Genomic DNA, 26,988 nt, shown 5'->3' on the forward strand with positions numbered 1-26,988 from the left:
AGAGCGTCCTGCGACAAATCTGTAGCACCGTGATTGCTCTGGAAAGCCCTGTGGCGAGACGCGGCGCGCAGCGCGGGCTGGTTGCCCCGTGCAAGCGACGCAACGCTGACACGGGGCTTTCCAGAGCAACCCCTTCGGGGCGGGCCGCTTTTGGCCCATTGCTACGTCGAGATGGCTTGAGCCAAAGGCCAGCGCAGCTAAATATTCCCGATATTCCTGCGCCATCCCTCCTTGCACTGGGCCAAAATCGGCTCCGTCACGGTGCTACAGATTTATCGCAGGACGCTCTAGGACCGCTTGGGGCAGCCTGGTGCTCAGGCGGCGACTGAGGGGACCATTACCAGATTGCCCGATCCGGGCGGTGTGGCCAGTCGCAGCGCGTCGGAAATTTCGATGATCGTCTGGATCGCGCGCGCCTCGTCATCATTCAGCCCTTCAAAATCGGGCAGGAACGCGCGGCAGGCCTGCAACAGGTTGCCCGGTGACCGCTGCAACTCGCCGCGATATACCTCCACACTGGTGCAGCCATCGATGTCCGCCCAGCGCAATCCGCTGGGAGCGGGGCGCTCGTGAAACGCCCACAGCGCGGCGACCGCGCGTTCAACCGCATCGCGCGTGCGATCGGCCAGCGCATCGCCTGACGCACGCGCCTTGAGTTTTTGACGGTAACGGCGTTGCCGTTCGGCATTGGACATGGCCATGGCGCAAACGATGCGCCGATGGGGCGGGCCCGGCAATCCGGGACAACCCGGTTACGTAACCATCCTTATCCGCCGCGCCTGGGACGATCGACGGCCATCAGTTGGATGTGTCGCTGACTGCCAGCAGCGCGAGTTCGGTGCGGTTGTCGATGCCCAGTTTCTGATAGATCGCATGAAGGTAGACTTTGACCGTGCCTTCACCGATGTTGAGTTCTGCGCCGATGTCGCGATTGCGCATGCCGCGTGCGACCAGCCGGGCGATGCGGCGTTCGCGCGGATTGAGTCGATCGAGTGGCCCGGCCGCTTCGGGATTGAGCGACAGGTCGAGCGCGCGTTGCAACAGCGAGGGCGGGATGGCCCGCTCACCCGAGGTAACTTTTTCAAGCGCATCGAGCAGTTCATCGCCCGCGCCATCCTTGGCAACGATCCCCTCGACGCCCGCGCGCATCACGCTGAGCAACTGGCGATCGTTGATTTCGGCGGTCAGCAGCACCACCGGGCGCCGGTCGGCGCGTCGCCGCAGCGTTTCGAGTGTCTGCACGCCGTTCAGTCCGGGCATGTTGATATCCAGCACCACGATCGCCGGATCGTACGTGGCGATCGCATCGAGCGTTTCCTCGCCGCTGGCCGTGCCCGCGACCATCCGGAAGCGGCTGTCGCGCAGCACCGCTTCGACCCCCGCGCGGATATAACTGTGATCATCGGCCACCAGCACCGATACTGTGTCTGCCCTGTGCATGTCCATGATTGCCCCGTATCCCACCCTGTTTGGCGACCCCCGTCACCCTTACGCCGCGATCGGCAACGGCAACGCGATATCGAGCCGCGCGCCGGAGACCCCGCTGGCAATTCGCAATTGCCCGCCCAGCATCTCGATGCGTTCGCTGATCGAACGCGGCCGATGCGTGCGACGGGCCGCCGCGAAGCCGCTGCCGTTATCGTCAATCGAGATTTGCAGCAAATTGTCTTTGGTATGGTCAAGCACCAGGTCGACCCGGCTGCATTGGCCGTGACGCACTGCATTGGCGACCGCCTCGCGCACGAGTTGCCGCAATTCGTGGGCCATGTCGATCGATACCGGCAGCCTGGGGCACGAACTGGTGATCGTGGTGGTGATCTGCCAGTGCTGGCCCATTTCGCCAATCAACGACGTCAGTTCCTCGACAATGTCGGTCGTGCGGTTGCCATCAATCCCCCGGCGCAGGCGGTCGATCATCGTGCGCACGTGCTGCTGTTCGCTGCCCAGCGCTTCACGCATGGCGACGATTTCGCTGTCGGGATCGCGCCCTTCGCGGATCCCGCGCCGCAACGCTTCCAGCCGGAACAGCGTTCCGGCCAGCAATTGTGCCACGCTGTCATGCAGATCGCGAGCCAGCGCATTGCGCACGCTGGAAACGGCAATTGATTGTGCGAACGCCGCCATTTCCTCGCGATCAAGCGCCAGGCCGACATCGCGCGACAGTATCGTGATGACCGGCAAATCATCGATACAGGCATCGGCCACGCCCCACACCAGCATCTGGCCATGGCCGGATGCCGATGTCATGCGTGCCAGCAAACCACCCGAAACATCGCACGCATCGGCCAGCGCATGGCCAAACGGGCCGGTCTTGGGTTGCAGCCGGTAATCGCTCAGGGCCAGGATCCGGCGGCACCGCTTGATGTCGAACAAAGCGGCATCGGCGTCGGGGTCGAAATCCTCGGTCAGCGGTCCAGGGCCGACCCGGTGGTGCGTGAACACGCCGTCGCGATCACAATAGAGGTCGACCCAGGGTTCTTCCGAGGTGGTTACCGCAATCGCGGCGCTGTGGGCGTGGAAGGTGCTGCGCGCATAGGCCAGCGCTCCGGCGAGGATCTGGTCACGCCGCCTGCCCGGGATGCCGCCGGGTTCGGGCATTGGCGACACGCGCGTGACGCGCACATCGGCGGCAAGCCACACGATCATCAGCGACAGTGCGGTCATGTTGGCCATCCGCCTTCCGAACTGGTAACTATCGATCGTGGGGCCAAACGCGTCGAACAGTCCGCCGACCAGCCCAAAGGACAGCACGAGCGCGCATGCAGTCAGCAAGACGCCCCGCTGACCCCACCGGGCCAGGGCGGTGATCAGCAGAAATGCGGTAAAGCCGATGAACGGGCTGCTGGCATAGTTCCGGTCGACATCGGCCAGGCTGATCGCGCTCAGGAACACCACCATATCGACAACATGGACGGCAATGGCGACCCGGAAATCCCACCACCAACTGCGCCAGACCAGCGCCACGAGCAGTGCGCTCCACCCCAGATAGAGCGTCAGTTCCCGGCACAACAATCCGTGCATGAGGGTCCTGCGGGAGGGATCGAGCATGATGGCGGTCAGGAATACCGCAGCCAGGATGGCGCGGCTCGCGGCCAGGACTTTGGAAGTCCGTCTGATCGTTATCCGACGCCTTGGCAACCAGCGATTCCCGTTCTTGTACTTTCGGAAGTCTGATACCTGTCAATTGGGGAAGGAAGCAAACATTCTATGCGATAATGCACCATAGCGCCAAAGCTGACCGGATGATTCGGTTTGCCCTGACGGATTAAGTAACACTTTTTTATCGTTGGTTACGCTTTACCGCTAGGTGTAGATAGTGGGGACACGTACTGTTGAGTGGGTCCATGGCGGCGGATGCGACTGGGGGACAGGCGTGATCCGCTTGGTGTGCGGCAGGGGATTTGCGAGTTGATCAGTTCATCCGATCAGATTGCAGTCGACCCGTTTCAGGGGTTGACGGCAAAGCAATGCGAAGTGCTGGATCTGCTGATCGAGCACAAGACCTCCAAGGAAATCTCGCGTTTGCTGGGTATTTCCCCGCACACGGTGGACCAACGCATCATGCTGGCCCGTGCAAAATTGCGCGCCTCCACCCGCAGCGAAGTGGCCCAGGCCTATCGCCGGTTGCGTAGCGAAACCGAAAAGTCAGTACGTTCAGATACATATGAACAATCCATATATGGGTCTTCGCAGGTCGCATCGCTGATTGAAACCGGCCAAGACGGTTGGCGGGAAGGGGCTGATAGGACATCGTCGGAGGCTTTTCCGGTACCATTGGAAGCAATGGAAACATCGCCACAACAGAGGGCGGAGTTTCGGCCGGATTATCCCCCGCGAGAGTATTATCATGTCCTTCCCGAGGCGTTTGACGGTCGGATCGGCACGTTGATGCGTCTGGGGGCGATCGCGATGATTACCGTCTTCCTGACCCTGATCATTCTGGGCGGGCTGGCGATTTATTCCGAACTCTCTCACATGCTGGATGGCTGAATCGCTGACAAATGAACGGTGTCCTGCCCGGACGTCACTGCGCCTCGATTGTTGGCAACAAAGCTCGATGCCGGGGGGCATCGACCGGAGGCATGACATGACGACCACTGCAATGACCACACACGTAGCACAGCAACGCATCACCCGCGATCTGCGGAGTGCGGAGAACGCCCTCGACGAAGCCCTGCTGCGCCAGTCGCAGCTTTTGTCCACGATGGTCCACGCCCGGCGCGAAACCGGTGTTGCGCCCTATATGGGGCAGGATGCCCTGATGCGGCTGGTGCGCAGCCAAGCGGCGATGCTCAACGCCGGGGGCGAACTGGCCCGGGTACACGGGCGGCTCAACGACATTGCGGTCGAAACCGGGGTTGGCAACGATCCCAAACCGACGCCCGCCTTTGGGCTGTCGGATTCCGCTGCCGAAGCGGCCGAACTGGCGGGGCCGCTGTTTGCGGGCCATGCGTCGGCTGTCGATGGTGTGGCCCACCCGCGCGCCGCGTGATCGGTTTGCAGGGGCCGGTCAACTCATGATCATGATAGCCTGATATGCTGTTTGTCTGGTTGACCCGGCTCCTGCTGTCGCTTGCCACCGTGTTCGCGGTGCGCAAGGGCGACGAACCCGAACGCCTGGTGGCGATCATCTTTGTGGCGATGATCGCATTCGACTTCGTCAATCACCTCATTTTCGGAGACCCGACATGGTTCGAGGTCAATCCCGGTCACTTCGTGATCGACAGCTGGGCCCTGCTGACGCTTACATGGGTCGCACTGAAGGCCAATCGTGGCTGGCCGTTGTGGATCAGCGCGCTGCAACTGATTGCGGTCATGGCGCATTTCGCCAAGTTGCTGGAAATCGACGAGGCCCGGCGCAGTTACTGGATGATGACGCAACTGCCCTATATCATCGAAATCTGCACGCTGCTGATCGGGACGTTCGCACACGTCCTGCGGCTGAGGCGGATCGGTCACTATGCTGCATGGCGCCCGGCCTGAACCGGTCAACCAACGATCGGAGGGTGGCATGACGGTTCGTCCGGTCGGTCCGCGCGGCAGTCTTTCAGGACGCCCCGGCAAAGTCGAACGCGCCTTGCGCGCGGCACCGGTGTCATCGATGCCAACTGCGCCAGCCGATGCCGGGGCGCTGGTGCGGCGCCAGCGGCTGGCACTGACGCTGGCGCGCGAGTTCTATGCCGGAAGGCGCCGACGCGCCCGCTATCTCAGTGTCGACCTGTTTGGCGAACCGACCTGGGATATCCTGCTCGACCTCTATGTCGCGGCGCGCGAGGGGCGGCGGGTGCCCACTACCAGTGCCTGCATCGGCGCGCATGTGCCGCCGACCACGGCGCTGCGCTGGTTGCGCATTCTGGAAATGCGCGCGCTGGTCGAGCGTGAGGACGATGGTCGCGACGGGCGCCGCACTTTTGTGCGCCTGACCGATCGGGGCAGCGCAGTGATGGAAGCGTTCCTGGGCTCGATGGCCGAGACTTTGCTGGTGGCGCTGGCCGATGCCGGGCGCGTGGACGATCACGAAGCGGCATTGGACGTGGCAGCGCAATAGCGCGCCAGGATCTGTGTGACGGCTCTGCCCGGGTCGAGGTCGATCACCAGATCGGCGCGATCGGGCAGATCGGTCAGCAAATGCCGCGTCAGGCGTTCATAATGGGCGACAAAGCGGATCACCGCCGTGTCGTCCATGACACCTGGCGCGTTGCCTGCCACGCTGCGCAAGGCGGCCTCCTGCTGTTGCCGCCAGGCGACCACAGTGGCGACATCGGGCGCGCGCAACTGGGCCATGGTGTCGATCTGTGCCCACAGATCGGCATAGTCGCCCGCCAGCGCGGCGTTGACGTGGCCGCGCCAGATCGCGTCGGGGTCTTCTTCGGCCTCCAGCGCGTTGATCGGTTGTTCCAGCGCGGCTGCTGTCTGGGCACGCGCGCCAAGGCACCAGCCCTCGAATAGCACCAGCCGCGTGTGCGCAGGGGCCCGGTCCCACGTGTCGACCGGGCGGCGGTCATCGCGGGCCTTGTCAAACCGGGGCACAGGCACCCGCTCGCCCCGTGCCAGGGCCGCAAGCGTCGCCAGCCCCAGTGCGACATCATGCGTGCCGGGCACACCGCGCGTGATCAGCAGCGGGTGCACGTGTTCCGCCAGTCGCTGGCGCTCGGCCCGGGTGCGATAGAGATCGTCGAGCGACAGCGTGACGGTGGCGATCGCACGCGCTGCCATATGCCGATGCAGCGCGGCGACCAGCGTCGATTTGCCCGACCCCTGCGGCCCCGACAGGCCCAGCACAACCATGCCGGGCCGCAGCGCCAGCGTGTGGTCGGCCAGCGCGATCAGCGCAGCCATCGCGGATTGGTCGGGGTCTGGCGCCATTCCCTAAGGTCTCCCGCTTGCCCGGACCTGCGGCGCAGGTCATGCATGCACCTCTTGCAAGGGAATCGCCAAGTTCGCCAGCCTGTGCTTGGTGCCTGGCCAGGGTTCGGGGAGTTTCGATGGTCTATCGCAGCGATTTCGGCGGAGAGCGCCACAGCTTCGGCACGCTGGCGGCGGTTCTGGCCGCTGCCTCGCCGATGCGGTCGGGCGATGCGCTGGCGGGACTGGCGGCGGACAGCGCGGCGCGGCGCGTGGCCGCGCGCGCCGTGCTGGCGGATCTGCCGCTGCGCCATTTTCTCGATGTCGCGCTGGTGCCCTATGAAGACGATGAAGTCACCCGGCTGATCCTCGACAGCCATGATGCGCCGGCGTTTGCCCCGCTGGCGGCGATGACCGTGGGCGATCTGCGCGACTGGTTGCTGTTGCCGCAGACCGATGCGCCGGCGCTGGCGGGTGTGGCGCGCGGACTGACCCCGGAGATGGTCGCGGCGGTGTCAAAGCTGATGCGCAACCAGGATCTGATCGTGGTGGCGCAGAAAGTGCGCGTGATCACCGCGTTTCGCAACACCATCGGGCTGGCCGGGCGGCTGTCGACCCGGTTGCAGCCCAACCATCCGGCCGACGATCCGCGCGGGATTGCCGCGGCCGTGCTCGACGGGTTGATCCACGGGGTGGGCGATGCGGTGATCGGCATCAACCCGGCGACCGACAGTGTGCCCGGTGCGTTGCGGCTGTTGACCATGCTCGACGATGTGCGCCAACGCTATGCCATCCCGACGCAGACGTGCGTGCTGACCCATGTGACCAATGCGATCGAGATCATTGCGCGCGGCGGGCCGGTCGATCTGGTGTTCCAGTCGATCGCCGGCAGCGAAGTCGCCAATCGCGGGTTCGGCATCGATCTGGCGCTGTTGCGCGAGGCGCAGGATGCGGCGCTGGGTCTCGGGCGCGGCGACGTCGGGCACAACGTGATGTATTTCGAGACCGGGCAGGGCGCGGCGCTGTCGGCCAATGGCCACCACGGCATCGACCAGCAGACGATGGAGGCGCGCGCCTATGGCGTGGCGCGCGCGTTCGATCCGCTGCTGGTCAACACCGTGGTCGGCTTTATCGGGCCCGAATATCTCTATGATGGCAAAGAGATCATCCGTGCCGCGCTGGAAGACCACTTCTGCGGCAAGCTGCTCGGCCTGCCGATGGGTTGCGATGCCTGTTACACCAACCATGCCGAGGCCGATCAGGATGACATGGACACGCTGATGACCGTGCTGACCGTGGCGGGGTGCACGTTCCTGATCTGTGTGCCGGGCAACGACGATGTCATGCTCAGCTATCAAAGCCTGTCGTACCATGATGCGCTGGCATTGCGCGCGATGACCGGGGTGCGCGCCGCGCCCGAATTCGAGGCCTGGCTGGCGCAGATGGATCTGGTCGCGCCCGACGGGTCGATCCGCGCGCTCGACGGCGGCGCGGCGGGCCTGGTCTATCGTCTGATCGGCAGCGGACTGGCGGCATGACCGATGGCGTGACCGATGCCGCGTTGTGGGCGCGGTTGCGCGCGGCCAGTCCGGCGCGGATCGCGTTGGGGCGGGTGGGCAACACGCTGCCGCTCGATGCGGTGCTGCGGTTTCAGCTTGATCATGCACGGGCACGCGATGCGGTGCATGCGCCGTTCGATGCCGAGGCGCTGGCCGCTGCGTTGTCACCTTTGCCGGCGATCGTGGTGGCCAGCGCCGCGCCCGATCGTGCGACGTATCTGCGGCGGCCCGATCTGGGCCGTGCGCTGTCGCCAGCGGGCGCGGCACGGCTGGCCCAGGCGGTCGAGCGCGATCCGGCGGTGGCCGATTGCGATGTCGCGATTGTGGTGGGCGATGGCTTGTCGGCCACCGGGGTCGCGGCGGGCGGGGTCGCGCTGGTGCGGGCGCTGGTGGCGCAATGCGCCGGGCTGCGGCTGGCCCCGGTGGTGATCGCAAGCGGGGCGCGGGTGGCGCTGGGCGATGCGATCGGCGCTGCGCTGCGTGCGCGCGCGGTGGTGATGGTGATCGGCGAACGGCCTGGGCTGAGCGTGGCTGACAGTCTGGGCATCTATATGACCTATGCCCCGCGCATCGGCCGCGCCGACAGCGAGCGCAACTGCATCTCCAACGTGCACGCGAACGGCGGGCTGACCCCCGAGGCGGCGGCGGCGACGCTTGGCCGTCTGTTGCGCGAATCGCTGCGGCGCGGGCTGTCGGGGGTGGATCTCAAAGATTCCGGCGAGGCTTTGCCTGCGCCCTTTTCGAAAACTGGACAGCATGGATGAATGAACCGCATTCCGATGGCTTGCAACAACGGCTGAGCGTGTTCCACTTGTGGGGCATCGCGGTAGGGCTGGTCATTTCGGGCGAATATTTCGGCTGGAGCTATGGCTGGGCCAGCGCGGGCACGCTGGGGTTTCTGGTCGCGACGCTGGTGGTTGCGGCGATGTATGTCGCGTTCATCTTTTCGTTTACCGAGCTGACCACCGCGATCCCGCACGCAGGGGGGCCGTTTGCTTATGCCAATCGCGCGTTCGGGCCGGTCGGCGGGGCGATTGCCGGGTTTGCCACGCTGGTCGAATTCGTGTTTGCGCCCCCGGCCATCGCGCTGGCGATCGGCGCCTATCTCAAAGTGCAGTTTGCCTGGCTCGATCCGGTGCACGCAGCGACGCTGGCCTATGTGGTGTTCGTGGCGCTCAACATTGTCGGCGTGCATATCGCCGCAACGTTCGAACTGTTCGTCACGCTGCTCGCGGTGGGCGAATTGCTGGTGTTCATGGCCGTTGTCGCGCCATCGTTCCGCTGGTCGAACTTTGTGGCGGGCGGCTGGGCCGGGCATGATCATTTCAGCCTGGCCGCGATCGGCGGGATGTTTGCCGCGCTGCCCTTTGCGATCTGGTTCTTCCTGGCGATCGAGGGTGTGGCGATGGCCGCCGAAGAGGCGCGCGACCCGCGCCGGACGATCCCGCGTGCCTATATCAGCGGCATTGTCACGCTGGTCGCGCTGGCGTTCGGGGTGATGCTGCTGGCGGGCGGGTCGGGCGACTGGACGCAGATCGCCAATATCAACGATCCGCTGCCCCAGGCGATGAAGCGCAGCGTGGGCAGCAGCGGCGGGTGGTTGCACATGCTGGTGTGGCTGGGCCTGTTCGGGCTGGTCGCCTCGTTCCACGGCATCATCATGGGCTATGCGCGGCAGATCTTTGCGCTGGCCCGCGCCGGGTTCCTGCCGCGTGTGTTTGCCCGGCTGCATCCCCGGTTCCGCACCCCCGATCTGGCGACGATTGCCGGGGGCGTGGTCGGGGTGGCCACGATCTGGTCCGACAGCGTGGTGCATATCGCCGGGCAGTCGCTGACCGCCAGCGTGGTCACGCTGTCGGCGCTGGGGGCGCTGACGATGTATATCGTGGCGATGGCCGCGCTGTTTCGCTTGCGCGCGATCGAGCCCGGCCTGGTGCGCCCGTTTGTCGCCCCCGCCTATCCCTGGGCGCCGGGCTTTGCGCTGATCATGGCCGCGGTGGCGCTGGTGATGATGGTGTGGAACAATCTGGAGATTGCCGCGATCTATGTGGTGGTGATGATCACGCTGGTCGGCGGTGCGCTGTTGTTCCGGCGGCGCACGGCGGCGTGATCATTCCTCTTCCAGTTCGTCGGCGGGCGCGTTGAGCCCGGCGATGATGTCGCGGCGCTGGTCTTCGGGAATTGCGCCGGGCCGCGCCAGCCAGCGGCGCAGGGCCCACAGCTTGCCCGGATCGACCCGCCCGTCCTGCCACTGGTCGACCAGATAATCGCCTGCCTCGGGAATGCCTGCCTTGATCGCGACAAACAGATAGGCCAGCGCGTCGTTGGGCACCTGGATATCGCGATTGATGTCGATCAGTTGCACCGCCTGCCACGCCCCGACCGCAGAGCCCCGGTCGGCGGCCAGCCGATACCAGTGGATCTGGCGCCCGCGCCGGTCGATCAGCGGCAGCGTGCTGGGCGCGGTGCGATAGAAATCGCCCAGCCGCAGTGCGGCAGCGACATCCCCGGCCTCTGCGCGCGTGGCCAGGCATTGCCCAACAGGCGTTGCCTCGACCGGGGTGCCTTGCGCGGGCGCGGCGGCGGACAGTACCGCATCGGCTGGACAGCGCGGCGGCACCGGCGCCGGCTGGCGCACGCAGCCGAGCAGCAGCGCCGTCGCGCCAAGCACGCAAAGTCTGCGCCCGGTCACTTGCCGCGCCTTTCGAGCGCCGCCTGATAGGCAAAATCGCCGACCGTGCCGGTGCAGCCGCCGGGCCGGACATAGAGGCATTGCAGCCGGTCGCCGATGGCATAGCCATCCTGCCCCCAGCAGGTGACGCGGTGGAACGCGGGCGGCAGGTTGGGCCCATACAATTGCGCCGCCTCGACCACATTGAACCGGGGGACCATGGCGCGCACTTCTTCGGCAGCTTCTGGCCCGTCAAACAGCAGCACCGGCACCGGGCGGTTGAACAGGCTCATCGCCAGCGCGGGATGCGCGGGCTGGTCGACCATGGCAAAGCCGCACAAGCCGGGCTGTTCCCCGGCGAGCACCAGCGTCGTGAACGGCACGTCACCCTGATCCCAGTATTCGGCGAAAACCGGCATCGCGCCGACCGCCACGCTCAGCGCGCCCCACCCCAGACACAGCGCGATGACTCCGGCACGCCCGTGGGGGCTGCGGCGCATGCGGCGCAGCACGGCATCCCACAGATCGACCGAGCCGATCGCGGCGAGCAGCACGAAAGTGGTCGTGCCCAGCAGGACAAAGCGGTATTCCTTGTGCGCGATCAGCGAATGGGTGGCATAGACCGCGACCGCAATCGCCAGCAGCATTGGCCGCCGCCGCGCGCCGATCAGCATCAGCGGCACGATCGCCAGCGCGGCCCAGCTCCAGGTGCCGATCTGGAAGGTGACGAACCACCATGGCGGCTGCGTGCCAAACAGACTGCTGCCGCCTTGCACCAGATTGAAGGCGATGCTGCGCCAGACCCACAGCAACGGCGGATGGCCGGTGAAGATGTCGGCCAGCCCGCCCAGCATCAGCCCGGCGGCAAAGCCGGGCACCAGTCCGACCAGCACACGCCGCCAGTCACGCCCAAGGCTCCACAGCGCGATCAGCGCAATCGCCGGAAGATAATGAAACCGCACCACAAAGCCGAGCGCCAGCAGCAGGCCCAGCGCAACGGCAGGCGCCATCCGGGGGCGCTGGCGCAGGCGCGCGGCCAGCGCCATGGCCGGAAACAGCAGCGACAGCCCCAGCCCTTCGGCCGAGGGGCGCACGCCGAAATAGAACACTTCGCACCATACAGCGCCGACCCATGCGGCCACCAGCGCATGGCGCCGGCCGAGCGGGCGCGCCAGATCATACCAGGCGATCGGGATGCCGAGCGACACCACGGACAGCATCGCGCGCACCAGATAGATGTGCAACTGGGTCTGCGGTGCGATTGCCTGACCGATGGCAATCGGGATTGACAGCACCAGCGGCACGAACCAGCCGCGAATGCCGGCATGGAATTCCCACGCGCGCACCCACTGGCCGGTTACCAGGCCATAGGCGGGTTCCAGATATTGCCACACTTCGTCGGCGTGAAACACCGTCATCCGGGTCGACAGGATCAGCCGCAAGGCCAGCGCAACCAGCACGATGCCGACCAGCGCGGCATGGCGTCGGGCGAGATCTTTCAACGAAACGGGCCCGATATCGTGGTCCCCCAATCCGACCCCCCAGCGGTTGCGACTTGGCCATGCGCATATCGGTCTACGGGGGCAGGGGCAAGCGTCTTGGCCGGATGGTCCGGCCCATTGGCGCGCGACACGAAACGGCATGGGTGACAACTGTTTGAGTGACAGCGCCCGAATTATTGTGATGATGCAAACCAGCCGCAGTTGGCACAGGAGGTTTCGCAGGTGGCCATGCACCGTTTCATCGGCTTTGTGTTCACCGTCATGGCGCTGCTGACAGCGGGGGTGGCTGCTGCGGTGACGGTGCAGCCGCCGTTGCCGGGCGACAGCGCCTATCCGTTCTACATGCCGATGGCGGGCTTGCGGCGGCCCGCGATCCGCCTGGTGGTCAAATGCGATGCATCGCGCGCGGCGGGCCGCGAAGTCTATGCCGGGACCGATGCCGCCTCGCTGTACGGTCGGGCGACCGGCGGGATGGAATTCATCTATGAGGCGCTCGATGGCACCGGGCGACCGTGTGTCTATCCGTTTGCGCCGTGGATGCCGCAGATCGCCGCGCCGTTGCAGGGCACGCAATATATCCTGCGTTCATCGATCCCGGGGCGGCGGGTCACCTTTCGCACCGGCAACGAATGGGCGACGATTGACCTGAGGATATTCGATTTCGGGCGGCAGCGGGTCCATTTCGAAATGCGCGACATCGATCTGGAATTCCCCGGCGGAGTGCAGGGGATGGGCGCACTCCACCTCGAAGCGTTCGGCGGCGTGCGTCCAGGCCTGTTTAGCGCGGTGCTGCGCCGGTGCCGGATCTATGGCGGCAAGAACGCGCTGTTCGTGCCCGGCGGCCAGACCATGCTCTATATCGAAGACAGCGATATTGCGGGCAATGTCGGCGGCAACGCCGATCAGGAACACACGACCTATATCAACGGCACGCTGGTCACCCATTTGCGCAATTCGACCTGGCACGGGCAACATGCCTGGTCAAACGTGGCGAGCGGGCACCAGTTGAAAGACAAGGCCTATCTTCGCATCTATGAAAACGTCACCGTCTCGAACCGGCCCGAAGGCACCACCGCATCGGCGATGCCGCTGATCGATGCGTCGGAATTCGGCTTTACCTGGACCAACAATCTGCATCTGGTGCGCCAGGCCCCCGCACAGGCCGCGCGCGACGCGCTGGTCGATCTGCGCACCGAAATGCTCTATGGCGCGCCCGCCAACTATCCGTGGAGCGTGCTGGCCGGCCCGGCCTGGCGCATGCCGCCCGATCCGCTGGGCGTGCTCGACAAAGTCTATCTGTCGGTGTTCCTCAACACCACCGTCGACAGCTTTCGCGCCGAACCTTATGTCTTTGCGTTACGCCCGCAGGGCACCGGGTTTGCGCCGGGCACCGATCACATTGTCGGCAATGACCAGACCCCGCGCGCCTGGCAACGCGCGGTATCGATCGCCATCCACACCACCGGGCGCATGGCGCGGGTCTATTCGCGCGACGGCTGGACTTATACCGACCCGCACCTGCCGCCACAGGACCAGTGGATCACCGACCGCGACGCCTTTATCCGCCACGCGCTGGGCCTGATCGGTCGTTAGAACAACCGCCAGAGCGACGCGGCACCGAGCACCACCACCAGAGGTGCCAGGGCCAGCAACACCGGGCGTTTGCGCGCGGCGGTGGGCAAGGTGCGAAGATCGCTGAGCATGATCATCAGCGCGATCGCGGTGGCGATCATCGTCCACAGATAATAGCGCAGTTCCGACGCGACGCTGAACACCGCATAGCCCAGGCCATAGAGCAGGGCCGACCCCGCCAGCATGCGGATCGCCAGCCGTTGCGGCAGCGGCCCCGATGCCAGCACCAGCCCGAGCGCCAGCGCGATATAACAACATGGCCAGCCCAGTGGACCGAGCCCGACCGTCATCGCCACGCTGTCAACCGTGGCGAGCAGCGGCCCGCTCGATACCTTGAACCCGACATCATTGGGCGCCGTCTCGCGCTGGACCGGGCGATCGACCATGTCCTTGACCAGAAACCGCGTGGCAATGTTCCAGTGCGTCAGGCGGTGTTCGACATAGGCCAGCGGATGCGCCGCGATCTGCCGCGCCAGATAGCCATAGGGGCTGATCTGCCGGGCGTGCACGGCCGCGCGCACGTGGTCAAAGCTGATCGGGCACAGCGGATCGACCCACCACGAATAGGTGTCCCATTTGACCGGGGAATAGCATCGGCTGATGACCGGCGCCGCGTTGGCAACGCCCAGCGGCGGGAACACATCGTGCCCGGTGTGGGTGGTGATCCCGGCCAGATCGAAAATGACGAGCGACAGTTCGACATCGCTGTGCCGGGCGCCCAGCGCGCGGTTGGCCAGCGGCATCGCCGCCAGCAGCAGCACGGTCGCCAGCAGTGCGGCCACCCCCATCCGCCACCACGACACCCAGCAGCGCGGCCCGGCCAGCACCAGGATCAGCGGAACCCCGGCCAGAAACGCGTTGAACCGCAAGGTGGCGGCAAACACCACCAGCACCAGTGCGGCCAGACGCAGGCCCCTGTGCCGTTCGTGCCGATCGCCCAGGCCCAGCAGCGCCAGGCTGGCCGCCGCCGTCAGGGCGCCCGCCATCAGGCAGTCCTTGAGCACTTCGCCCATCAGCGCGGCGGGCAGCGGCAGCAGCGTGGTGGCGCAGATCGCCATGCCCAGACCGGGACGACCCCGCCGCCAGGCCCACACCGCCAGCCCGGCCATGCCCGCGCCATAGAGCAGCAATTGCAGCACCAGCATCGGCGCCGGGCCATGCGCCAGCGGAACCAGCCATCGCCAGATCCATTCCATCATCGGCGGATGCCAGTCGTCGAATTGCCCGCTCAACGCCTGATCATATTGCCGCAACCCGTCATAGGTGACGAGGCCCGGCCAATAGACCAGCGAGATCGCGATCCCGCCCAGCAACGGCAAGGCCGCCAGCGCAAGCCAGGCAGCCGCGACTTTACGTGTGGCGTCCGGCATGCTTTCCTCCCACAACCCCCAAAGCGCGCTCCATAATCGCGGCATGCCCCGCCTGTCCAACCTGTTCGATCCGGCCCGGTCGCGCAACCGGCGCAGGACCGTGCTTGACCTTGGTGTGCTTCATGCGTAAGGGCCCGCTCTTCCGGGGCATGGTTGCACGCTGCGACTCTGCCCCAGACCGTTTGAGCTGAACATTGGCGCAGCGTGCGGAGCGGGGGTAGCCCCGATCGCGCAAACCGCCAAAGTAACCCGGTGCTGCGGCACGGGTGGAGTGTTTTTCGGCTCGTGACTGGATCAGGCGTCCGGCCCCTGTGGGGCAGGGGCGCCTGCGATTTCAGCCGCGACCCTTGCGCTTCACCGGTGTGGCAATGCCAGAACCAAGGTGAAGTCTTCAAGATGCCCACGATCAACCAGCTGGTCCGCAAGGGCCGCGTTCCGCAGAAGGCCAAGAGCAAGGTCCCTGCAATGGAACAGAACCCGCAAAAGCGCGGCGTCTGCACCCGCGTCTACACGACGACCCCGAAGAAGCCGAACTCGGCGCTGCGCAAGGTCGCCAAGATCCGTCTGACCAACAGCCGCGAAGTCATTTCGTACATCCCGGGCGAAGGCCACAACCTGCAGGAACACTCGGTCGTGCTGATCCGCGGCGGCCGCGTTCGCGACCTTCCCGGTGTGCGTTACCACGTCCTGCGCGGGGTGCTCGACACCCAGGGCGTCAAGGATCGCAAGCAGAGCCGTTCGAAGTACGGCGCCAAGCGTCCGAAGTGATCGCTGCCGGCGCCCGCTACGGGCGCCGCAGATGATCCAGCGGAATCAGCCTGGCCCATACCTGGTTTGCAGGTTGCGCGGTCCGGCCCAGTCAGAAGGAATACCCCATGTCACGTCGTCGTCGTCCGGAAAAGCGGGTCATCCTGCCCGATCCGAAGTTCGGTGATCAGGTCCTGTCGAAGTTCATGAACAACCTCATGTACGACGGCAAGAAGTCCAATGCCGAAGGCATCGTTTACGGTGCGCTCGATACCATGCAGACCCGCGCCAAGGCGGACCCGCTGCAACTGTTTCATGACGCGCTCAACAACGTCAAGCCGCAGATCGAAGTGCGTTCGCGCCGCGTCGGTGGTGCAACCTATCAGGTTCCGGTCGAAGTCCGTCCCGAACGTGCGCAGGCGCTGGCCATTCGCTGGCTGATCACCGCCGCGCGCAACCGTTCGGAAACGACGATGGCCGCGCGCCTGTCGGCCGAACTGCTCGACGCTGCCAACAACCGTGGCAACGCGGTCAAGAAGCGCGAAGATACCCACCGTATGGCCGACGCCAACCGCGCGTTCAGCCACTACCGCTGGTAAGCGTGCGATTGCCGGGCGGCTGTGTCGCCCGGCGATAACGTCACACAACGGTCATCGAATTGAACCAAGGGGCGTGACGCGGCCAAAGTCCGCCATCGCCCCAAGACCGCAAGGAACCTACCATGGCCCGCAGTACGCCGCTCGAGCGCTATCGCAATATCGGCATCATGGCGCATATCGACGCCGGCAAGACGACGACGACCGAGCGCATTCTCTATTACACCGGCAAGTCCTACAAGATCGGCGAAGTCCATGACGGCGCCGCGACGATGGACTGGATGGAGCAGGAACAGGAACGCGGCATCACGATCACGTCGGCCGCGACGACCTGCTTCTGGGGCGATTATCGCATCAACATCATCGACACCCCCGGCCACGTCGACTTCACCATCGAAGTTGAACGCAGCTTGCGCGTGCTCGACGGTGCGGTGGCGTGCTTCGACGGCGTTGCCGGTGTTGAGCCGCAGTCGGAAACGGTGTGGCGCCAGGCCGACAAGTACGGCGTGCCGCGCATGTGCTTCATCAACAAGCTCGATCGCACCGGTGCCAACTTCAAGTACTGCGTGCAGTCGATCATCGATCGCCTGGGCGCGGTGCCCGCAGTGCTCTATCTGCCGATCGGCGCCGAAAGCGATTTCAAGGGCCTGGTCGACCTCGTCCACAACCGCGCCATCATCTGGCATGATGAAAGTCTGGGCGCCAATTTCGATTATGTCGAAATCCCCGCCGACCTCGCCGACGAGGCCGAGGAATATCGCCAGACCCTGATCGAACTCGCCGTCGAACAGGACGACGAGGCGATGGAAGCCTATCTCGAAGGCAACCTGCCCGACGTCGCGACGCTCAAGGCGCTGATCCGCAAGGGTGCGCTGGCGCAGAAGTTCGTGCCTGTGGTGTGTGGCTCGGCGTTCAAGAACAAGGGTGTGCAGCCCCTGCTCGACGCCGTGGTCGACTATATGCCCTCGCCGCTCGACATTCCCGACGTGCAGGGCATCAATCCCGACAACGATCAGCCCGACAGCCGTCCGACGGCCGACGATGCGCCGTTCTCGGGCCTGGCGTTCAAGATCATGAACGATCCGTTCGTGGGCAGCCTGACCTTCCTTCGCGTTTATTCGGGTACGCTCGTCAAGGGCACCTACCTGAACTCGGTGAAGAACAAGAAGGAGAAGGTCGGCCGTATGCTGCTGATGCACTCCAACAACCGGGAAGACATCGATGCGGCCTATGCGGGCGACATCGTCGCGTTGGCCGGTCTGAAGGAAACCACCACCGGGGATACGCTCTGCGCAGAACGGTCGCCGATCATCCTCGAACGGATGGAATTCCCCGATCCGGTGATCGAACTGTCGGTGGAACCCAAGACCAAGGCTGACCAGGAAAAGATGGGCATCGCGCTGCATCGCCTGTCGGCCGAAGATCCTTCGTTCCGCGTGTCGACCGATCACGAATCCGGCCAGACGATCATCAAGGGGATGGGTGAACTTCACCTCGAAATCCTGGTCGATCGCATGCGCCGCGAATTCAAGGTCGAAGCCAACGTCGGTGCGCCGCAGGTGGCCTATCGCGAATCGCTCGGCCGTGAAGTCGAACTCGACTACACGCACAAGAAGCAGTCGGGCGGTTCGGGTCAGTTCGGCCGGGTCAAGGTTCGTCTGGTTCCCGGCGAACGCGGTTCGGGCATCCAGTTCTTTGACGAGGTGAAGGGCGGGAACATTCCGCGCGAATATATCCCGTCGGTCGAAAAGGGCATGCGCGAAACGGCTTCGACCGGCAGCCTGATCGGCTTCCCGATCATCGACTTCAACATTCACCTGGTGGACGGCGCCTACCACGACGTCGACTCGTCGGCGCTGGCGTTCGAAATCGCCGGTCGTGCAGCAATGCGCGAAGCGGCGCAGAAGTCGGGTATCAAGCTGCTCGAACCGATCATGAAGGTCGAAGTCGTCACCCCTGAAGACTTCATGGGCGACGTGATCGGGGATCTCAACTCGCGGCGCGGGCAGATCCAGGGCACCGACAGCCGGGGCAATGCCCAGGTCGTCGAAGCGATCGTGCCGCTGGCCAACATGTTTGGCTACGTCAACACGCTGCGCTCGTTCACGCAAGGCCGTGCGCAGTATACGATGCAGTTCTCTCACTATGACGAAGTCCCGGCGAACGTCGCGACCGAGCTCAAGGAGAAGCTGGCTTGACGCCGGTTTGCGCCAAATTCGCACCATGCGGACGCGGCGCAAACAATCCTGCCAACGAGACGCTTGCTTGATCGGAACGATCACGCTAGGGGCGGCGCCTGAATTTCTGGCGCGAGTCCGGCTGGTGCCGCCTCCAACAGCAATCATCCAAGTTTGAAAAGAAGGTTTGAACAATGGCCAAGGCTAAGTTTGAGCGGAACAAGCCGCACTGCAACATCGGCACCATCGGTCACGTCGACCATGGCAAGACCACGCTGACCGCAGCGATCACCAAGGTGCTGGCTGAAACCGGCGGCGCGACGTTCACCGATTATGCCAACATCGACAAGGCGCCGGAAGAACGCGAACGCGGCATCACCATTTCGACCGCACACGTCGAATATGAAACCGCCAACCGTCACTACGCGCACGTCGACTGCCCCGGCCACGCCGACTATGTGAAGAACATGATCACCGGCGCGGCGCAGATGGACGGCGCGATCCTGGTGGTGAACGCTGCTGACGGTCCGATGCCGCAGACCCGCGAACACATCCTGCTTGCGCGTCAGGTCGGCGTGCCTGCGCTGGTCGTGTACATGAACAAGGTTGACCAGGTCGATGACCCGGAAATCCTTGAACTGGTCGAACTCGAAGTGCGCGAACTGCTGTCGTCGTACGATTTCCCGGGCGACGACATTCCGATCGTCATGGGTTCGGCGCTGGCCGCTCTCGAAGGTCGCAACGACGAAATCGGCAAGAGCTCGATCAACGCGCTGATGGCCGCTGTCGACAGCTACATCCCGCAGCCGCCGCGCCCGACCGACAAGCCGTTCCTGATGCCCGTCGAAGACGTGTTCTCGATTTCGGGTCGCGGCACCGTGGTGACCGGCCGTATCGAAACCGGCATCATCAAGGTGGGTGAAGAAGTCGAAATCATCGGCCTCAAGAACACCCAGAAGACCGTCGTGACCGGCGTCGAAATGTTCCGCAAGCTGCTTGACCAGGGTGAAGCCGGCGACAACGTCGGTGCGCTGATCCGTGGCATCAAGCGTGAAGAAGTCGAACGCGGCCAGGTTCTTGCCAAGCCGGGCACTTGCACCCCGCACACCGAATTCTCGGCCGAGGTCTATGTGCTGTCGAAGGACGAAGGCGGCCGTCACACGCCGTTCTTTGCCAACTATCGTCCGCAGTTCTACTTCCGCACCACCGACGTCACCGGTGAAGTGGTTCTGCCCGAAGGCACCGAAATGGTCATGCCCGGCGACAACCTGACGCTGAGCATCAAGCTGATCGCGCCGATCGCGATGGATGAAGGTCTGCGCTTCGCAATTCGCGAAGGTGGCCGCACCGTCGGTTCGGGGGTTGTCAGCAAGATCACGAAGTAATATAGGCGCCGCTCCGGCGGGAGATTCGCTCTCCCGCCGGACGGAGTTTTTGCAATCAGCTTACCCGCTTTTCCCCCGCAGGCGCCGAATGGTGCCGGGGTTGGCAGCGGCGGGGAAGCTGGTTTTTGTTTTCGCTCTTTCGCATCGGTAAACGGACATGGACGCCCAGAATATCCGCATTCGCCTCAAGGCATTTGATCATCGTGTGCTCGACCAGGCCACCGGAGAAATCGCGGACACCGCCCGTCGCACCGGCGCCTTGATCCGTGGTCCGATTCCGCTGCCGACGCGCATCGAAAAGTTCTGCGTCAACCGTGGTCCCCACGTCGACAAGAAGTCGCGCGAACAGTTTGAAGTGCGTACCTACAAGCGCCTGCTGGACATCGTGCAGCCCAACGCGGCCACTGTCGATGCGCTGATGAAGCTGGACCTTGCGGCCGGCGTGAACGTCGAGATCAAGCTCGCCTGAGCGGGCTGGTCGCTTCCCCGGCCAGGCCGGGGGCAGTGACCCAAGTTTCGGAAAGCCTTCGGGTTTTTCAAAGTTCCTTACGGCTCTGCGGGGCCGATTAAGCGACCCAAGGGTCGCTCTGACAAAGGGATACCTCCGGCATCCGCCGTTCCTTTAGGGGAAGGGCACTTGGCCGGGAAAGCGTCCCCCGTTGGTTCTTGCGTTTGCGCGCAGGGACATTCAGCCCGGACGGGGGCGCGCTTCACATTACGGGCTGAACACGCCTGCTGGGGATGGTCCCCTTCAGGCCTCTGTTTAGGAGTATGGGTCATGCGCACCGGCGTGATCGCGAAGAAGGTGGGGATGACTCGCCTTTTCCAGGAAGATGGTCGGCACGTGCCGGTTACCGTCCTTTCGCTTGAAGATTGCCAGGTGGTTTCGGTTCGCACCGCTGATCGTGACGGTTATGTCGCGGTTCAGCTCGGCGCGGGCGTTGCCAAGCAAAAGAACGTTGCCAAGCCGCAGCGCGAACACTTCGCCAAGGCGGAAGTGCCGCTCAAGGCCGAGGTCGCCGAATTCCGCGTCGCTGACGATGCGGTGCTCGATGTCGGCTCGACCATTGCGGCGTCGCACTTCGTGATCGGCCAGCTGGTCGACATCACGGGCAACACGCAGGGCAAAGGCTTTGCGGGCGCCATGAAGCGCTGGGGTTTCGGCGGTATGCGCGCCACGCACGGCGTGTCGATTTCCCACCGTGCCCACGGTTCGACCGGCAACCGCCAGGATCCGGGCCGCGTGTTCAAGAACAAGAAGATGGCCGGCCACATGGGCGACCGTCAGCGCACCCAGCAGAACCTCGAAGTTGTCCGTACCGACGACGAACGCGGCCTGATCTTCGTCAAGGGCTCGGTGCCCGGTTCGAAGAACGGCTGGCTGCTCGTGCGCGATGCGGTCAAGGTCGATCGCCATGGCGATGCGCCCTATCCCGCCGGCATCAAGCAGGCTTCCAACAACAATGACGTCGCACCTGCTGCGACCGATGGCCAGGAGGGCTAAGTCGTGAAGGTTCAGGTCCTCAATCTGGACGGGACTGCCGCTGGCGACGTCGAGCTGTCGGATGACGTGTTCGGCCTCGAGCCGCGCGCAGATATCCTGCATCGTGTCGTTACCTGGCAGTTGGAAAACCGTCGCGGTATCGCCCGCAAGGCGCGTGAGCGCAGCGATGTTGCCCGCACCGGCAAAAAGTTCGGCCGCCAGAAGGGTGGTGGTACCGCCCGTCACGGCGACCGCAAGGCCCCGATCTTCATCGGCGGCGGCAAGGCGCACGGTCCGCGCGTTCGCGAATTCAACATTTCGCTGAACAAGAAGGTCCGCGCGCTTGGTCTCAAGATGGCGCTGTCGTCGAAGGCGAAGGGCGGCCTGGTGGTCGTTGAAAGCCTGGAACTGGCCGATGCCAAGACCAAGGTTCTCGTCGGCACGCTGGCGCAGGCCGGTTTCGGCAAGAAAGTGCTGGTTGTCGATGGTGATGCGGTGAACGAGGGCTTTGCCCGCGCAGCCCGCAACCTGATCGGCATCAACGTGCTGCCGGCGATCGGTGCCAATGTCTATGACATCCTGAAGCATGACACGCTGGTGCTGACGCGCGCTGCGGTCGAAAAGCTGGAGGCGCGCTTCAATGGCTAAGGAAGCAATCGACACGCGGCACTATGACGTGATTGTGGCTCCCCACATCACCGAAAAGGCAACGCTGCTGTCCGAACACAACGCGGTTGTGTTCAAGGTCGCGGGCACCGCGACCAAGCCCCAGATCAAGGCGGCCATCGAAGCGATCTACAGTGTTAAGGTCGCTGCGGTGAACACCCTGGTCCAGAAGGGCAAGACCAAGCGCTGGAAGGGCAAGCCCTACACGCGCTCCGACGTCAAGAAGGCCGTTGTGACGCTGGCTGCTGGCCAGTCGATCGACGTGACCAGCGGTATCTGAGGGCGCAAGGATCATGGCACTCAAGAGCTATAACCCGACCAGCCCCGCACGCCGCGGCCTGGTTCTCGTCGACAAGGCGTCGCTGTGGAAGGGCAAGCCGGTCAAGGCATTGACCGAAGGCAAGTCCAAGACCGGCGGCCGCAACAACAAAGGCCATGTGACCAGCCGCGGTATCGCGGGCGGTCACAAGCAGAAGTACCGCTTCATCGACTTCAAGCGTCGCAAGTGGGATGTGCCGGCCACGGTTGAGCGTCTGGAATATGACCCCAACCGCACCGCGTTCATCGCGCTGGTCAACTACGCCGATGGCGAACAGGCCTATATCCTGGCGCCGCAGCGTCTGGCCGCTGGCGATGTCATCGTCGCGGGCGAAAAGACCGACGTGAAGCCTGGCAATGCCATGCTGCTGTCGCAAATGCCGGTCGGCACCATCGTCCACAACGTGGAGATGAAGCCGGGCAAGGGCGGTCAGATCGCACGGTCGGCAGGCACTTATGTGCAGGTCGTCGGGCGTGACCGCGGTCTCGTCATCGTTCGTCTGAACTCGGGCGAACAGCGTTACCTGCGCGGCGATTGCATGGGCACGGTTGGCGCGGTGTCGAACCCCGACAACGGCAACCAGAACCTGGCCAAGGCCGGCCGCAACCGCTGGTTGGGCAAGCGCCCGCTGACGCGTGGTGTGGCCAAGAACCCGGTCGACCACCCGCATGGTGGTGGTGAAGGCCGGACTTCGGGCGGCCGTCACCCGGTTACCCCCTGGGGCAAGCCGACCAAGGGTGCCCGCACCCGCCACAACAAGCGCACGGACAAGATGATCATCCGTTCGCGCCACGCGAAGAAGAAGAGGTAACACCCCATGGCACGTTCCGTCTGGAAGGGCCCCTTCGTCGAGCTGCACCTGCTGAAAAAGGCGGAAGCCGCGCAGGACACTGGCTCGCGCGCTGGCCCGATCAAGACCTGGTCGCGTCGTTCGACCATTTTGCCGCAGTTCGTTGGTCTGACGTTCACCGTCTACAACGGGCACAAGTTCATCCCTGTCTCGGTTAACGAAGACATGGTCGGCCACAAGCTTGGCGAATTTGCGCCCACGCGCACGTTCCCGGGCCACGCCGCTGACAAGAAGGGCAAGCGCTGATGAGCAAGCCTGCAGCCCCCCGCCGCGTCGCCGCCAATGAGGCGCTGGCAGTCGGTACGCAGATCCGTGGTTCGGCCCAGAAGCTGAACCTCGTGGCTGCGCTGATCCGCGGCAAGCGCGCCGAAGACGCGCTCAACATCCTGTCCTTCTCCAAGAAGGGCATGGCGGTTGACGCCCGCAAGGTGCTCGCCTCGGCGATCGCCAACGCGGAAAACAACCACAACCTGGATGTCGACGCGCTGGTCGTTGCCGAAGCCAGCGTTGGCAAGTCGATCACGATGAAGCGCTTCCACACCCGTGGTCGTGGCAAGTCGACCCGGATCCTCAAGCCGTTTTCGCGCCTTAGGATCGTTGTCCGCGAAGTCGAGGAGGCCTGATCATGGGTCACAAGACCAACCCCATCGGTCTGCGTCTGCAGATCAACCGCACCTGGGACAGCCGCTGGTTCGCCGAAGGGCGCAGCTATGCTCGCCTGCTCAAGGAAGACCTGACGATCCGCAAGTTCATCGTCGAAAGCCTGCCGCAGGCGGCGATTTCGAAGGTGGTGATCGAGCGTCCGGCCAAAGTGTGCCGCGTGTCGATCTATGCGGCGCGTCCCGGCGTGATCATCGGCAAGAAGGGCGCAGACATTGAAAAGCTGCGCGCCAAGCTGTCGAAGCTGACCGCGAGCGACGTCAAGCTGAACATCGTTGAAATCCGCAAGCCGGAAATCGATGCGAAGCTGGTTGCCCAGGGCATTGCCGATCAGCTCGTGCGTCGTGTGGCGTTCCGCCGTGCGATGAAGCGCGCGGTGCAGTCGGCGCTGCGGCTTGGTGCCGAAGGCATCAAGATCACTTGCGGCGGTCGTCTGGGTGGCGCGGAAATCGCGCGCGTCGAATGGTATCGCGAAGGTCGGGTGCCGTTGCACACGCTGCGCGCCAACATCGACTACGCCGAAGCCGAAGCCCACACCGCCTATGGCGTGATCGGCATCAAGACCTGGATCTTCAAGGGCGAGATCCTGGGTCACGACCCGCTGGCGCAAGATCGCCTCATGCTCGAGGCACAGACCTCGGGCGTGCGTCCGTCACGCTGAGGGTGAAGGTTTAGACCATGTTGCAACCCAAAAAGACCAAGTTCCGCAAGGCGTTCAAGGGCCGTTTGCACGGCAACGCCAAAGGCGGCACCGACCTCAACTTCGGCTCGTACGGGCTGAAGGCGCTCGAACCGGAACGCGTCACCGCGCGCCAGATCGAAGCGGCGCGTCGTGCGATCACCCGCCACATTCGCCGTCAGGGCCGTCTGTGGATCCGCGTGTTCCCCGATCTGCCGGTTTCCAAGAAGCCTGCCGAAGTCCGTCAGGGCAAGGGCAAGGGTTCGGTGGAATACTGGGCCGCCCGCGTGAAGCCCGGCAAGATCCTGTTCGAACTCGACGGGGTCCCCGGTCCGCTTGCTGCCGAGGCGTTCAGCCGCGCAGCGATGAAGTTGCCGATCAAGACCAAGGTCGTGGCCCGTCTGGGCGACACCTCGCATCTTGGCGGCGAGTAAGGAGGAAAGACGATGTCCAAGTTCGAGGACCTGCGCCTCAAGAGCGACGACCAGCTTTCTGCTGATCTCGCCGAACTGAAGCGCGAACAATTCAATCTGCGGTTCCAGGCGGCGACCAGCCAGCTGGAGCGCCCGGCCCGCATTCAGGAAGTGCGTCGTCAGGTTGCCCGCATCAAGACCCTGCAGACCGAACGGTCGCGCGCGGTCAAGGCCTGAGGAGAACCAACGTGCCCAAGCGTATCCTGGTCGGGACGGTGGTTTCCGACAAGAATGAAAAGACCGTGGTGGTCAAAGTCGAGCGCAAGGTGAAACATGCGCTGTACGGCAAGATCATCCGTCGCTCGAAGAAGTACCACGCCCACGACGAGGACAATTCCTTCAAGCTGGGCGAAACGGTGCGCATCGAGGAAACCGCGCCCTATTCGAAGCAGAAGACGTGGAAGGTCATCGACCGCGTTCTGGCCGGCAAGGTCGCTGCCATCGAAGCGGACGTCTGATGCGCTAGTGGCACCGGCCCTCTCCCCCACCCGACTATCCATAGGGTACAGTGGTCGGGTGAGGGAGAGGGCCGGAGCCGCCAGGCAGAAGTGAGCGCTTTTAAATTTGGAACTGCCGGACTGGTTTCGGCAAGCCACTGAGAAGGAACCGGATCAATGATCCAGATGCAATCCAATCTCGAGGTCGCGGACAACAGCGGCGCGAAGCGCGTCCAGTGCATCAAAGTGCTGGGCGGGTCGAAGCGTCGGTTCGCGGGCGTCGGCGACATCATCGTGGTGTCGATCAAGGAAGCGCAGCCGCGTGCCCGCGTCAAAAAAGGTGACGTGCACCGTGCGGTGATCGTGCGCACCCGCAAGGACGTGCGCCGCGCCGATGGCAGCGTCATTCGTTTTGACACCAACGCTGCGGTGCTGGTTGGCAAGAACGAAGAGCCGATCGGCACGCGTATCTTCGGACCCGTGGTGCGTGAACTGCGCTCCAAGGGCTTCATGAAGATCATCAGCCTTGCGCCGGAGGTGCTGTGATGTCGGCTGCCAAGATCAAGAAGGGTGACCAGGTCGTCATCCGCTCTGGCAAGGACAAGGGCCGTTCCGGCACTGTCGTCCAGGTTCTCCCCAAGGAGGACAAAGTGGTCGTCGGCGGCGTGAACATCGCCACCCGTCACCGCAAGCCGAGCCAGGCGAACCCGCAGGGCGGTCTCGACCGCTTTGAGGCGCCGCTGCACATTTCGAAGGTCGGGCTTGCCGACAAGGATGGCAAGGCCACCCGCGTCCGCTTCGAAACCAGGGATGGCAAGAAGGTCCGCGTGGCCGTCAAGTCCGGGGAGGCGATCGATGTCTGAAACGTACATTCCGCGTCTGAAGACCAAGTACGACGCTGAAATCGCTGCGGCGATGACGGCGAAGTTTGGCTACAAGAACGCGATGGAAATTCCCCGGATCGAAAAGATCACGCTCAACATGGGCGTCGGTGAAGCCAGCCAGGACAAGAAAAAGGTCCAGACGGCGGCGTCCGAGATGGAATTGATTGCCGGTCAGAAGCCGGTGATTACCAAGGCGAAGAAGTCGATCGCGCAGTTCAAGCTGCGTGAAGGCATGCCGATCGGTTGCAAGGTGACCTTGCGCCGCGAACGCATGTACGAATTCCTGGACCGTCTGATCACTGTCGCAATGCCCCGCATCCGTGACTTCCGTGGGTTGAACCCGAAGTCGTTCGATGGCCGTGGCAACTATGCGATGGGTCTCAAGGAACAGCTGATTTTCCCGGAAATCAGCTATGATCAGATCGACAAGGTGCGTGGCCTCGACATCATCGTCACCACTTCCGCAAAGACCGACGACGAAGCGCGCGAGCTGCTGCGTCTGTTCGGTTTCCCCTTCCCGCAGGATGCCGCCGAACAGGCGAAAGCTGCCTGA

General features: G+C 64.1%; 33 protein-coding genes. 26 read left to right on the top strand and 7 right to left on the bottom strand.

The window, feature by feature from the left end; genetic code table 11:
- Positions 1 to 314: 314 nt before the first annotated feature.
- The 3 genes from AQZ49_RS18250 to AQZ49_RS18260 all read right to left on the bottom strand — a co-directional run bounded on the left by AQZ49_RS18250 (position 315) and on the right by AQZ49_RS18260 (position 3,021).
- Positions 315 to 701 (bottom strand): hypothetical protein, encoded by a 387-nt coding sequence (locus AQZ49_RS18250; protein ID WP_067619167.1) that lies wholly within the window; start codon positions 699 to 701, stop codon positions 315 to 317.
- Between the two features lie 97 nt (positions 702 to 798).
- Positions 799 to 1,440, bottom strand: a complete 642-nt coding sequence (locus AQZ49_RS18255; RefSeq protein WP_067619170.1) for a response regulator — start codon at positions 1,438 to 1,440, stop codon at positions 799 to 801.
- A gap of 48 nt (positions 1,441 to 1,488) precedes the next feature.
- Complete coding sequence (locus tag AQZ49_RS18260) at positions 1,489 to 3,021, bottom strand: sensor histidine kinase (protein WP_067619173.1); 1,533 nt, start codon at positions 3,019 to 3,021, stop codon at positions 1,489 to 1,491.
- Positions 3,022 to 3,408: 387 nt separating this feature from the next.
- Here AQZ49_RS18260 and AQZ49_RS18265 point away from each other — a divergent pair, with 387 nt between their 5' ends.
- The 4 genes from AQZ49_RS18265 (at position 3,409) to AQZ49_RS18280 (ending at position 5,548) form a co-directional block, all read left to right on the top strand.
- Positions 3,409 to 3,990, top strand: a complete 582-nt coding sequence (locus AQZ49_RS18265; protein ID WP_231739304.1) for a helix-turn-helix transcriptional regulator — start codon at positions 3,409 to 3,411, stop codon at positions 3,988 to 3,990.
- A gap of 97 nt (positions 3,991 to 4,087) precedes the next feature.
- Positions 4,088 to 4,492 (top strand): hypothetical protein, encoded by a 405-nt coding sequence (locus tag AQZ49_RS18270; protein WP_231739305.1) that lies wholly within the window; start codon positions 4,088 to 4,090, stop codon positions 4,490 to 4,492.
- A 44-nt stretch (positions 4,493 to 4,536) separates the two neighbouring features.
- The gene (locus AQZ49_RS18275) at positions 4,537 to 4,983 is read left to right on the top strand and encodes a hypothetical protein (RefSeq protein ID WP_067619176.1); all 447 of its coding nucleotides are present in this window, start codon (positions 4,537 to 4,539) and stop codon (positions 4,981 to 4,983) included.
- Positions 4,984 to 5,011: 28 nt separating this feature from the next.
- On the top strand, positions 5,012 to 5,548 hold the full coding sequence (locus AQZ49_RS18280) for a helix-turn-helix domain-containing protein (protein ID WP_067619511.1): 537 nt from the start codon (positions 5,012 to 5,014) through the stop codon (positions 5,546 to 5,548).
- Here the strand turns inward: AQZ49_RS18280 and AQZ49_RS18285 are convergent.
- Positions 5,515 to 6,366 (bottom strand): kinase, encoded by an 852-nt coding sequence (locus AQZ49_RS18285; RefSeq protein ID WP_197411117.1) that lies wholly within the window; start codon positions 6,364 to 6,366, stop codon positions 5,515 to 5,517. The genes AQZ49_RS18280 and AQZ49_RS18285 overlap by 34 nt on opposite strands.
- 119 nt (positions 6,367 to 6,485) lie before the next feature.
- On the opposite strand from AQZ49_RS18285, the gene AQZ49_RS18290 reads away from it, so the two are divergent.
- Genes AQZ49_RS18290 through eat form a run of 3 tightly spaced genes read left to right on the top strand, consistent with a single transcriptional unit; the run spans position 6,486 to position 10,014 of the window.
- Positions 6,486 to 7,883 carry an ethanolamine ammonia-lyase subunit EutB gene (locus tag AQZ49_RS18290; RefSeq protein WP_067619181.1) on the top strand — a complete coding sequence of 466 codons (1,398 nt, stop codon included), beginning with the start codon at positions 6,486 to 6,488 and terminating at the stop codon, positions 7,881 to 7,883.
- Positions 7,880 to 8,668, top strand: coding sequence for an ethanolamine ammonia-lyase subunit EutC (eutC, locus tag AQZ49_RS18295; RefSeq protein ID WP_067619184.1), 789 nt, complete (start codon positions 7,880 to 7,882; stop codon positions 8,666 to 8,668). The genes AQZ49_RS18290 and eutC overlap by 4 nt, the downstream gene beginning before the upstream one ends.
- Positions 8,665 to 10,014 carry an ethanolamine permease gene (gene eat, locus AQZ49_RS18300; RefSeq protein WP_067619188.1) on the top strand — a complete coding sequence of 450 codons (1,350 nt, stop codon included), beginning with the start codon at positions 8,665 to 8,667 and terminating at the stop codon, positions 10,012 to 10,014. Before eutC ends, eat begins: the two co-directional genes overlap by 4 nt.
- On the opposite strand, the gene AQZ49_RS18305 is transcribed toward eat, so the two are convergent.
- Complete coding sequence (locus AQZ49_RS18305; protein ID WP_067619191.1) at positions 10,015 to 10,596, bottom strand: hypothetical protein; 582 nt, start codon at positions 10,594 to 10,596, stop codon at positions 10,015 to 10,017.
- Positions 10,593 to 12,077, bottom strand: a complete 1,485-nt coding sequence (locus tag AQZ49_RS18310; RefSeq protein ID WP_231739306.1) for a glycosyltransferase family protein — start codon at positions 12,075 to 12,077, stop codon at positions 10,593 to 10,595. Before AQZ49_RS18310 ends, AQZ49_RS18305 begins: the two co-directional genes overlap by 4 nt.
- A gap of 222 nt (positions 12,078 to 12,299) precedes the next feature.
- Here AQZ49_RS18310 and AQZ49_RS18315 point away from each other — a divergent pair, with 222 nt between their 5' ends.
- Positions 12,300 to 13,670, top strand: a complete 1,371-nt coding sequence (locus tag AQZ49_RS18315; RefSeq protein ID WP_156428392.1) for a hypothetical protein — start codon at positions 12,300 to 12,302, stop codon at positions 13,668 to 13,670.
- Here the strand turns inward: AQZ49_RS18315 and AQZ49_RS18320 are convergent.
- A complete protein-coding gene (locus AQZ49_RS18320) occupies positions 13,667 to 15,079 on the bottom strand; it encodes a hypothetical protein (protein WP_067619200.1) in 1,413 nt (470 codons plus the stop codon). The two genes, AQZ49_RS18315 and AQZ49_RS18320, sit on opposite strands and share 4 nt — an antisense overlap.
- A 396-nt stretch (positions 15,080 to 15,475) precedes the next feature.
- On the opposite strand from AQZ49_RS18320, the gene rpsL reads away from it, so the two are divergent.
- The 18 genes from rpsL (at position 15,476) to rplE (ending at position 26,988) form a co-directional block, all read left to right on the top strand.
- The gene (gene rpsL, locus AQZ49_RS18325; protein ID WP_028639302.1) at positions 15,476 to 15,847 is read left to right on the top strand and encodes a 30S ribosomal protein S12; all 372 of its coding nucleotides are present in this window, start codon (positions 15,476 to 15,478) and stop codon (positions 15,845 to 15,847) included.
- A gap of 107 nt (positions 15,848 to 15,954) precedes the next feature.
- On the top strand, positions 15,955 to 16,425 hold the full coding sequence (rpsG, locus tag AQZ49_RS18330; RefSeq protein WP_067619201.1) for a 30S ribosomal protein S7: 471 nt from the start codon (positions 15,955 to 15,957) through the stop codon (positions 16,423 to 16,425).
- 122 nt (positions 16,426 to 16,547) lie between these two features.
- Positions 16,548 to 18,620 (top strand): elongation factor G, encoded by a 2,073-nt coding sequence (gene fusA / locus AQZ49_RS18335; RefSeq protein ID WP_067619204.1) that lies wholly within the window; start codon positions 16,548 to 16,550, stop codon positions 18,618 to 18,620.
- A 173-nt stretch (positions 18,621 to 18,793) separates the two neighbouring features.
- On the top strand, positions 18,794 to 19,984 hold the full coding sequence (gene tuf / locus AQZ49_RS18340) for an elongation factor Tu (protein ID WP_067619206.1): 1,191 nt from the start codon (positions 18,794 to 18,796) through the stop codon (positions 19,982 to 19,984).
- Positions 19,985 to 20,141: 157 nt separating this feature from the next.
- On the top strand, positions 20,142 to 20,453 hold the full coding sequence (gene rpsJ / locus AQZ49_RS18345) for a 30S ribosomal protein S10 (RefSeq protein WP_028639306.1): 312 nt from the start codon (positions 20,142 to 20,144) through the stop codon (positions 20,451 to 20,453).
- A gap of 309 nt (positions 20,454 to 20,762) precedes the next feature.
- Positions 20,763 to 21,488, top strand: a complete 726-nt coding sequence (gene rplC, locus AQZ49_RS18350) for a 50S ribosomal protein L3 (protein ID WP_067619211.1) — start codon at positions 20,763 to 20,765, stop codon at positions 21,486 to 21,488.
- Positions 21,489 to 21,491: 3 nt separating this feature from the next.
- Positions 21,492 to 22,115, top strand: a complete 624-nt coding sequence (gene rplD / locus AQZ49_RS18355) for a 50S ribosomal protein L4 (RefSeq protein WP_067619213.1) — start codon at positions 21,492 to 21,494, stop codon at positions 22,113 to 22,115.
- Positions 22,108 to 22,413, top strand: a complete 306-nt coding sequence (locus AQZ49_RS18360) for a 50S ribosomal protein L23 (protein WP_067619215.1) — start codon at positions 22,108 to 22,110, stop codon at positions 22,411 to 22,413. The genes rplD and AQZ49_RS18360 overlap by 8 nt, the downstream gene beginning before the upstream one ends.
- Positions 22,414 to 22,426: 13 nt before the next feature.
- Positions 22,427 to 23,263, top strand: coding sequence for a 50S ribosomal protein L2 (gene rplB / locus AQZ49_RS18365; protein WP_067619216.1), 837 nt, complete (start codon positions 22,427 to 22,429; stop codon positions 23,261 to 23,263).
- Between the two features lie 6 nt (positions 23,264 to 23,269).
- Positions 23,270 to 23,548, top strand: coding sequence for a 30S ribosomal protein S19 (gene rpsS, locus AQZ49_RS18370; RefSeq protein ID WP_067619217.1), 279 nt, complete (start codon positions 23,270 to 23,272; stop codon positions 23,546 to 23,548).
- A complete protein-coding gene (gene rplV, locus AQZ49_RS18375; RefSeq protein ID WP_067619219.1) occupies positions 23,548 to 23,925 on the top strand; it encodes a 50S ribosomal protein L22 in 378 nt (125 codons plus the stop codon). Before rpsS ends, rplV begins: the two co-directional genes overlap by 1 nt.
- Before the next feature lie 2 nt (positions 23,926 to 23,927).
- Entirely contained in the window at positions 23,928 to 24,623 is a 696-nt protein-coding gene (gene rpsC / locus AQZ49_RS18380; protein WP_067619221.1) for a 30S ribosomal protein S3, read from the top strand.
- Positions 24,624 to 24,640: 17 nt separating this feature from the next.
- Positions 24,641 to 25,075 carry a 50S ribosomal protein L16 gene (gene rplP, locus AQZ49_RS18385; protein WP_067619223.1) on the top strand — a complete coding sequence of 145 codons (435 nt, stop codon included), beginning with the start codon at positions 24,641 to 24,643 and terminating at the stop codon, positions 25,073 to 25,075.
- 12 nt (positions 25,076 to 25,087) lie between these two features.
- Entirely contained in the window at positions 25,088 to 25,291 is a 204-nt protein-coding gene (rpmC, locus tag AQZ49_RS18390; RefSeq protein ID WP_067619228.1) for a 50S ribosomal protein L29, read from the top strand.
- 11 nt (positions 25,292 to 25,302) lie between these two features.
- A complete protein-coding gene (gene rpsQ, locus AQZ49_RS18395; RefSeq protein WP_067619231.1) occupies positions 25,303 to 25,572 on the top strand; it encodes a 30S ribosomal protein S17 in 270 nt (89 codons plus the stop codon).
- 156 nt (positions 25,573 to 25,728) lie between these two features.
- Positions 25,729 to 26,097 carry a 50S ribosomal protein L14 gene (gene rplN / locus AQZ49_RS18400; protein WP_067619233.1) on the top strand — a complete coding sequence of 123 codons (369 nt, stop codon included), beginning with the start codon at positions 25,729 to 25,731 and terminating at the stop codon, positions 26,095 to 26,097.
- Positions 26,097 to 26,414, top strand: a complete 318-nt coding sequence (gene rplX, locus AQZ49_RS18405) for a 50S ribosomal protein L24 (protein ID WP_067619235.1) — start codon at positions 26,097 to 26,099, stop codon at positions 26,412 to 26,414. Before rplN ends, rplX begins: the two co-directional genes overlap by 1 nt.
- Positions 26,407 to 26,988, top strand: a complete 582-nt coding sequence (rplE, locus tag AQZ49_RS18410; RefSeq protein ID WP_067619238.1) for a 50S ribosomal protein L5 — start codon at positions 26,407 to 26,409, stop codon at positions 26,986 to 26,988. The genes rplX and rplE overlap by 8 nt, the downstream gene beginning before the upstream one ends.

This window comes from Novosphingobium sp. FSW06-99 (assembly GCF_001519065.1).
In the GTDB taxonomy this organism is placed as follows: domain Bacteria; phylum Pseudomonadota; class Alphaproteobacteria; order Sphingomonadales; family Sphingomonadaceae; genus Novosphingobium.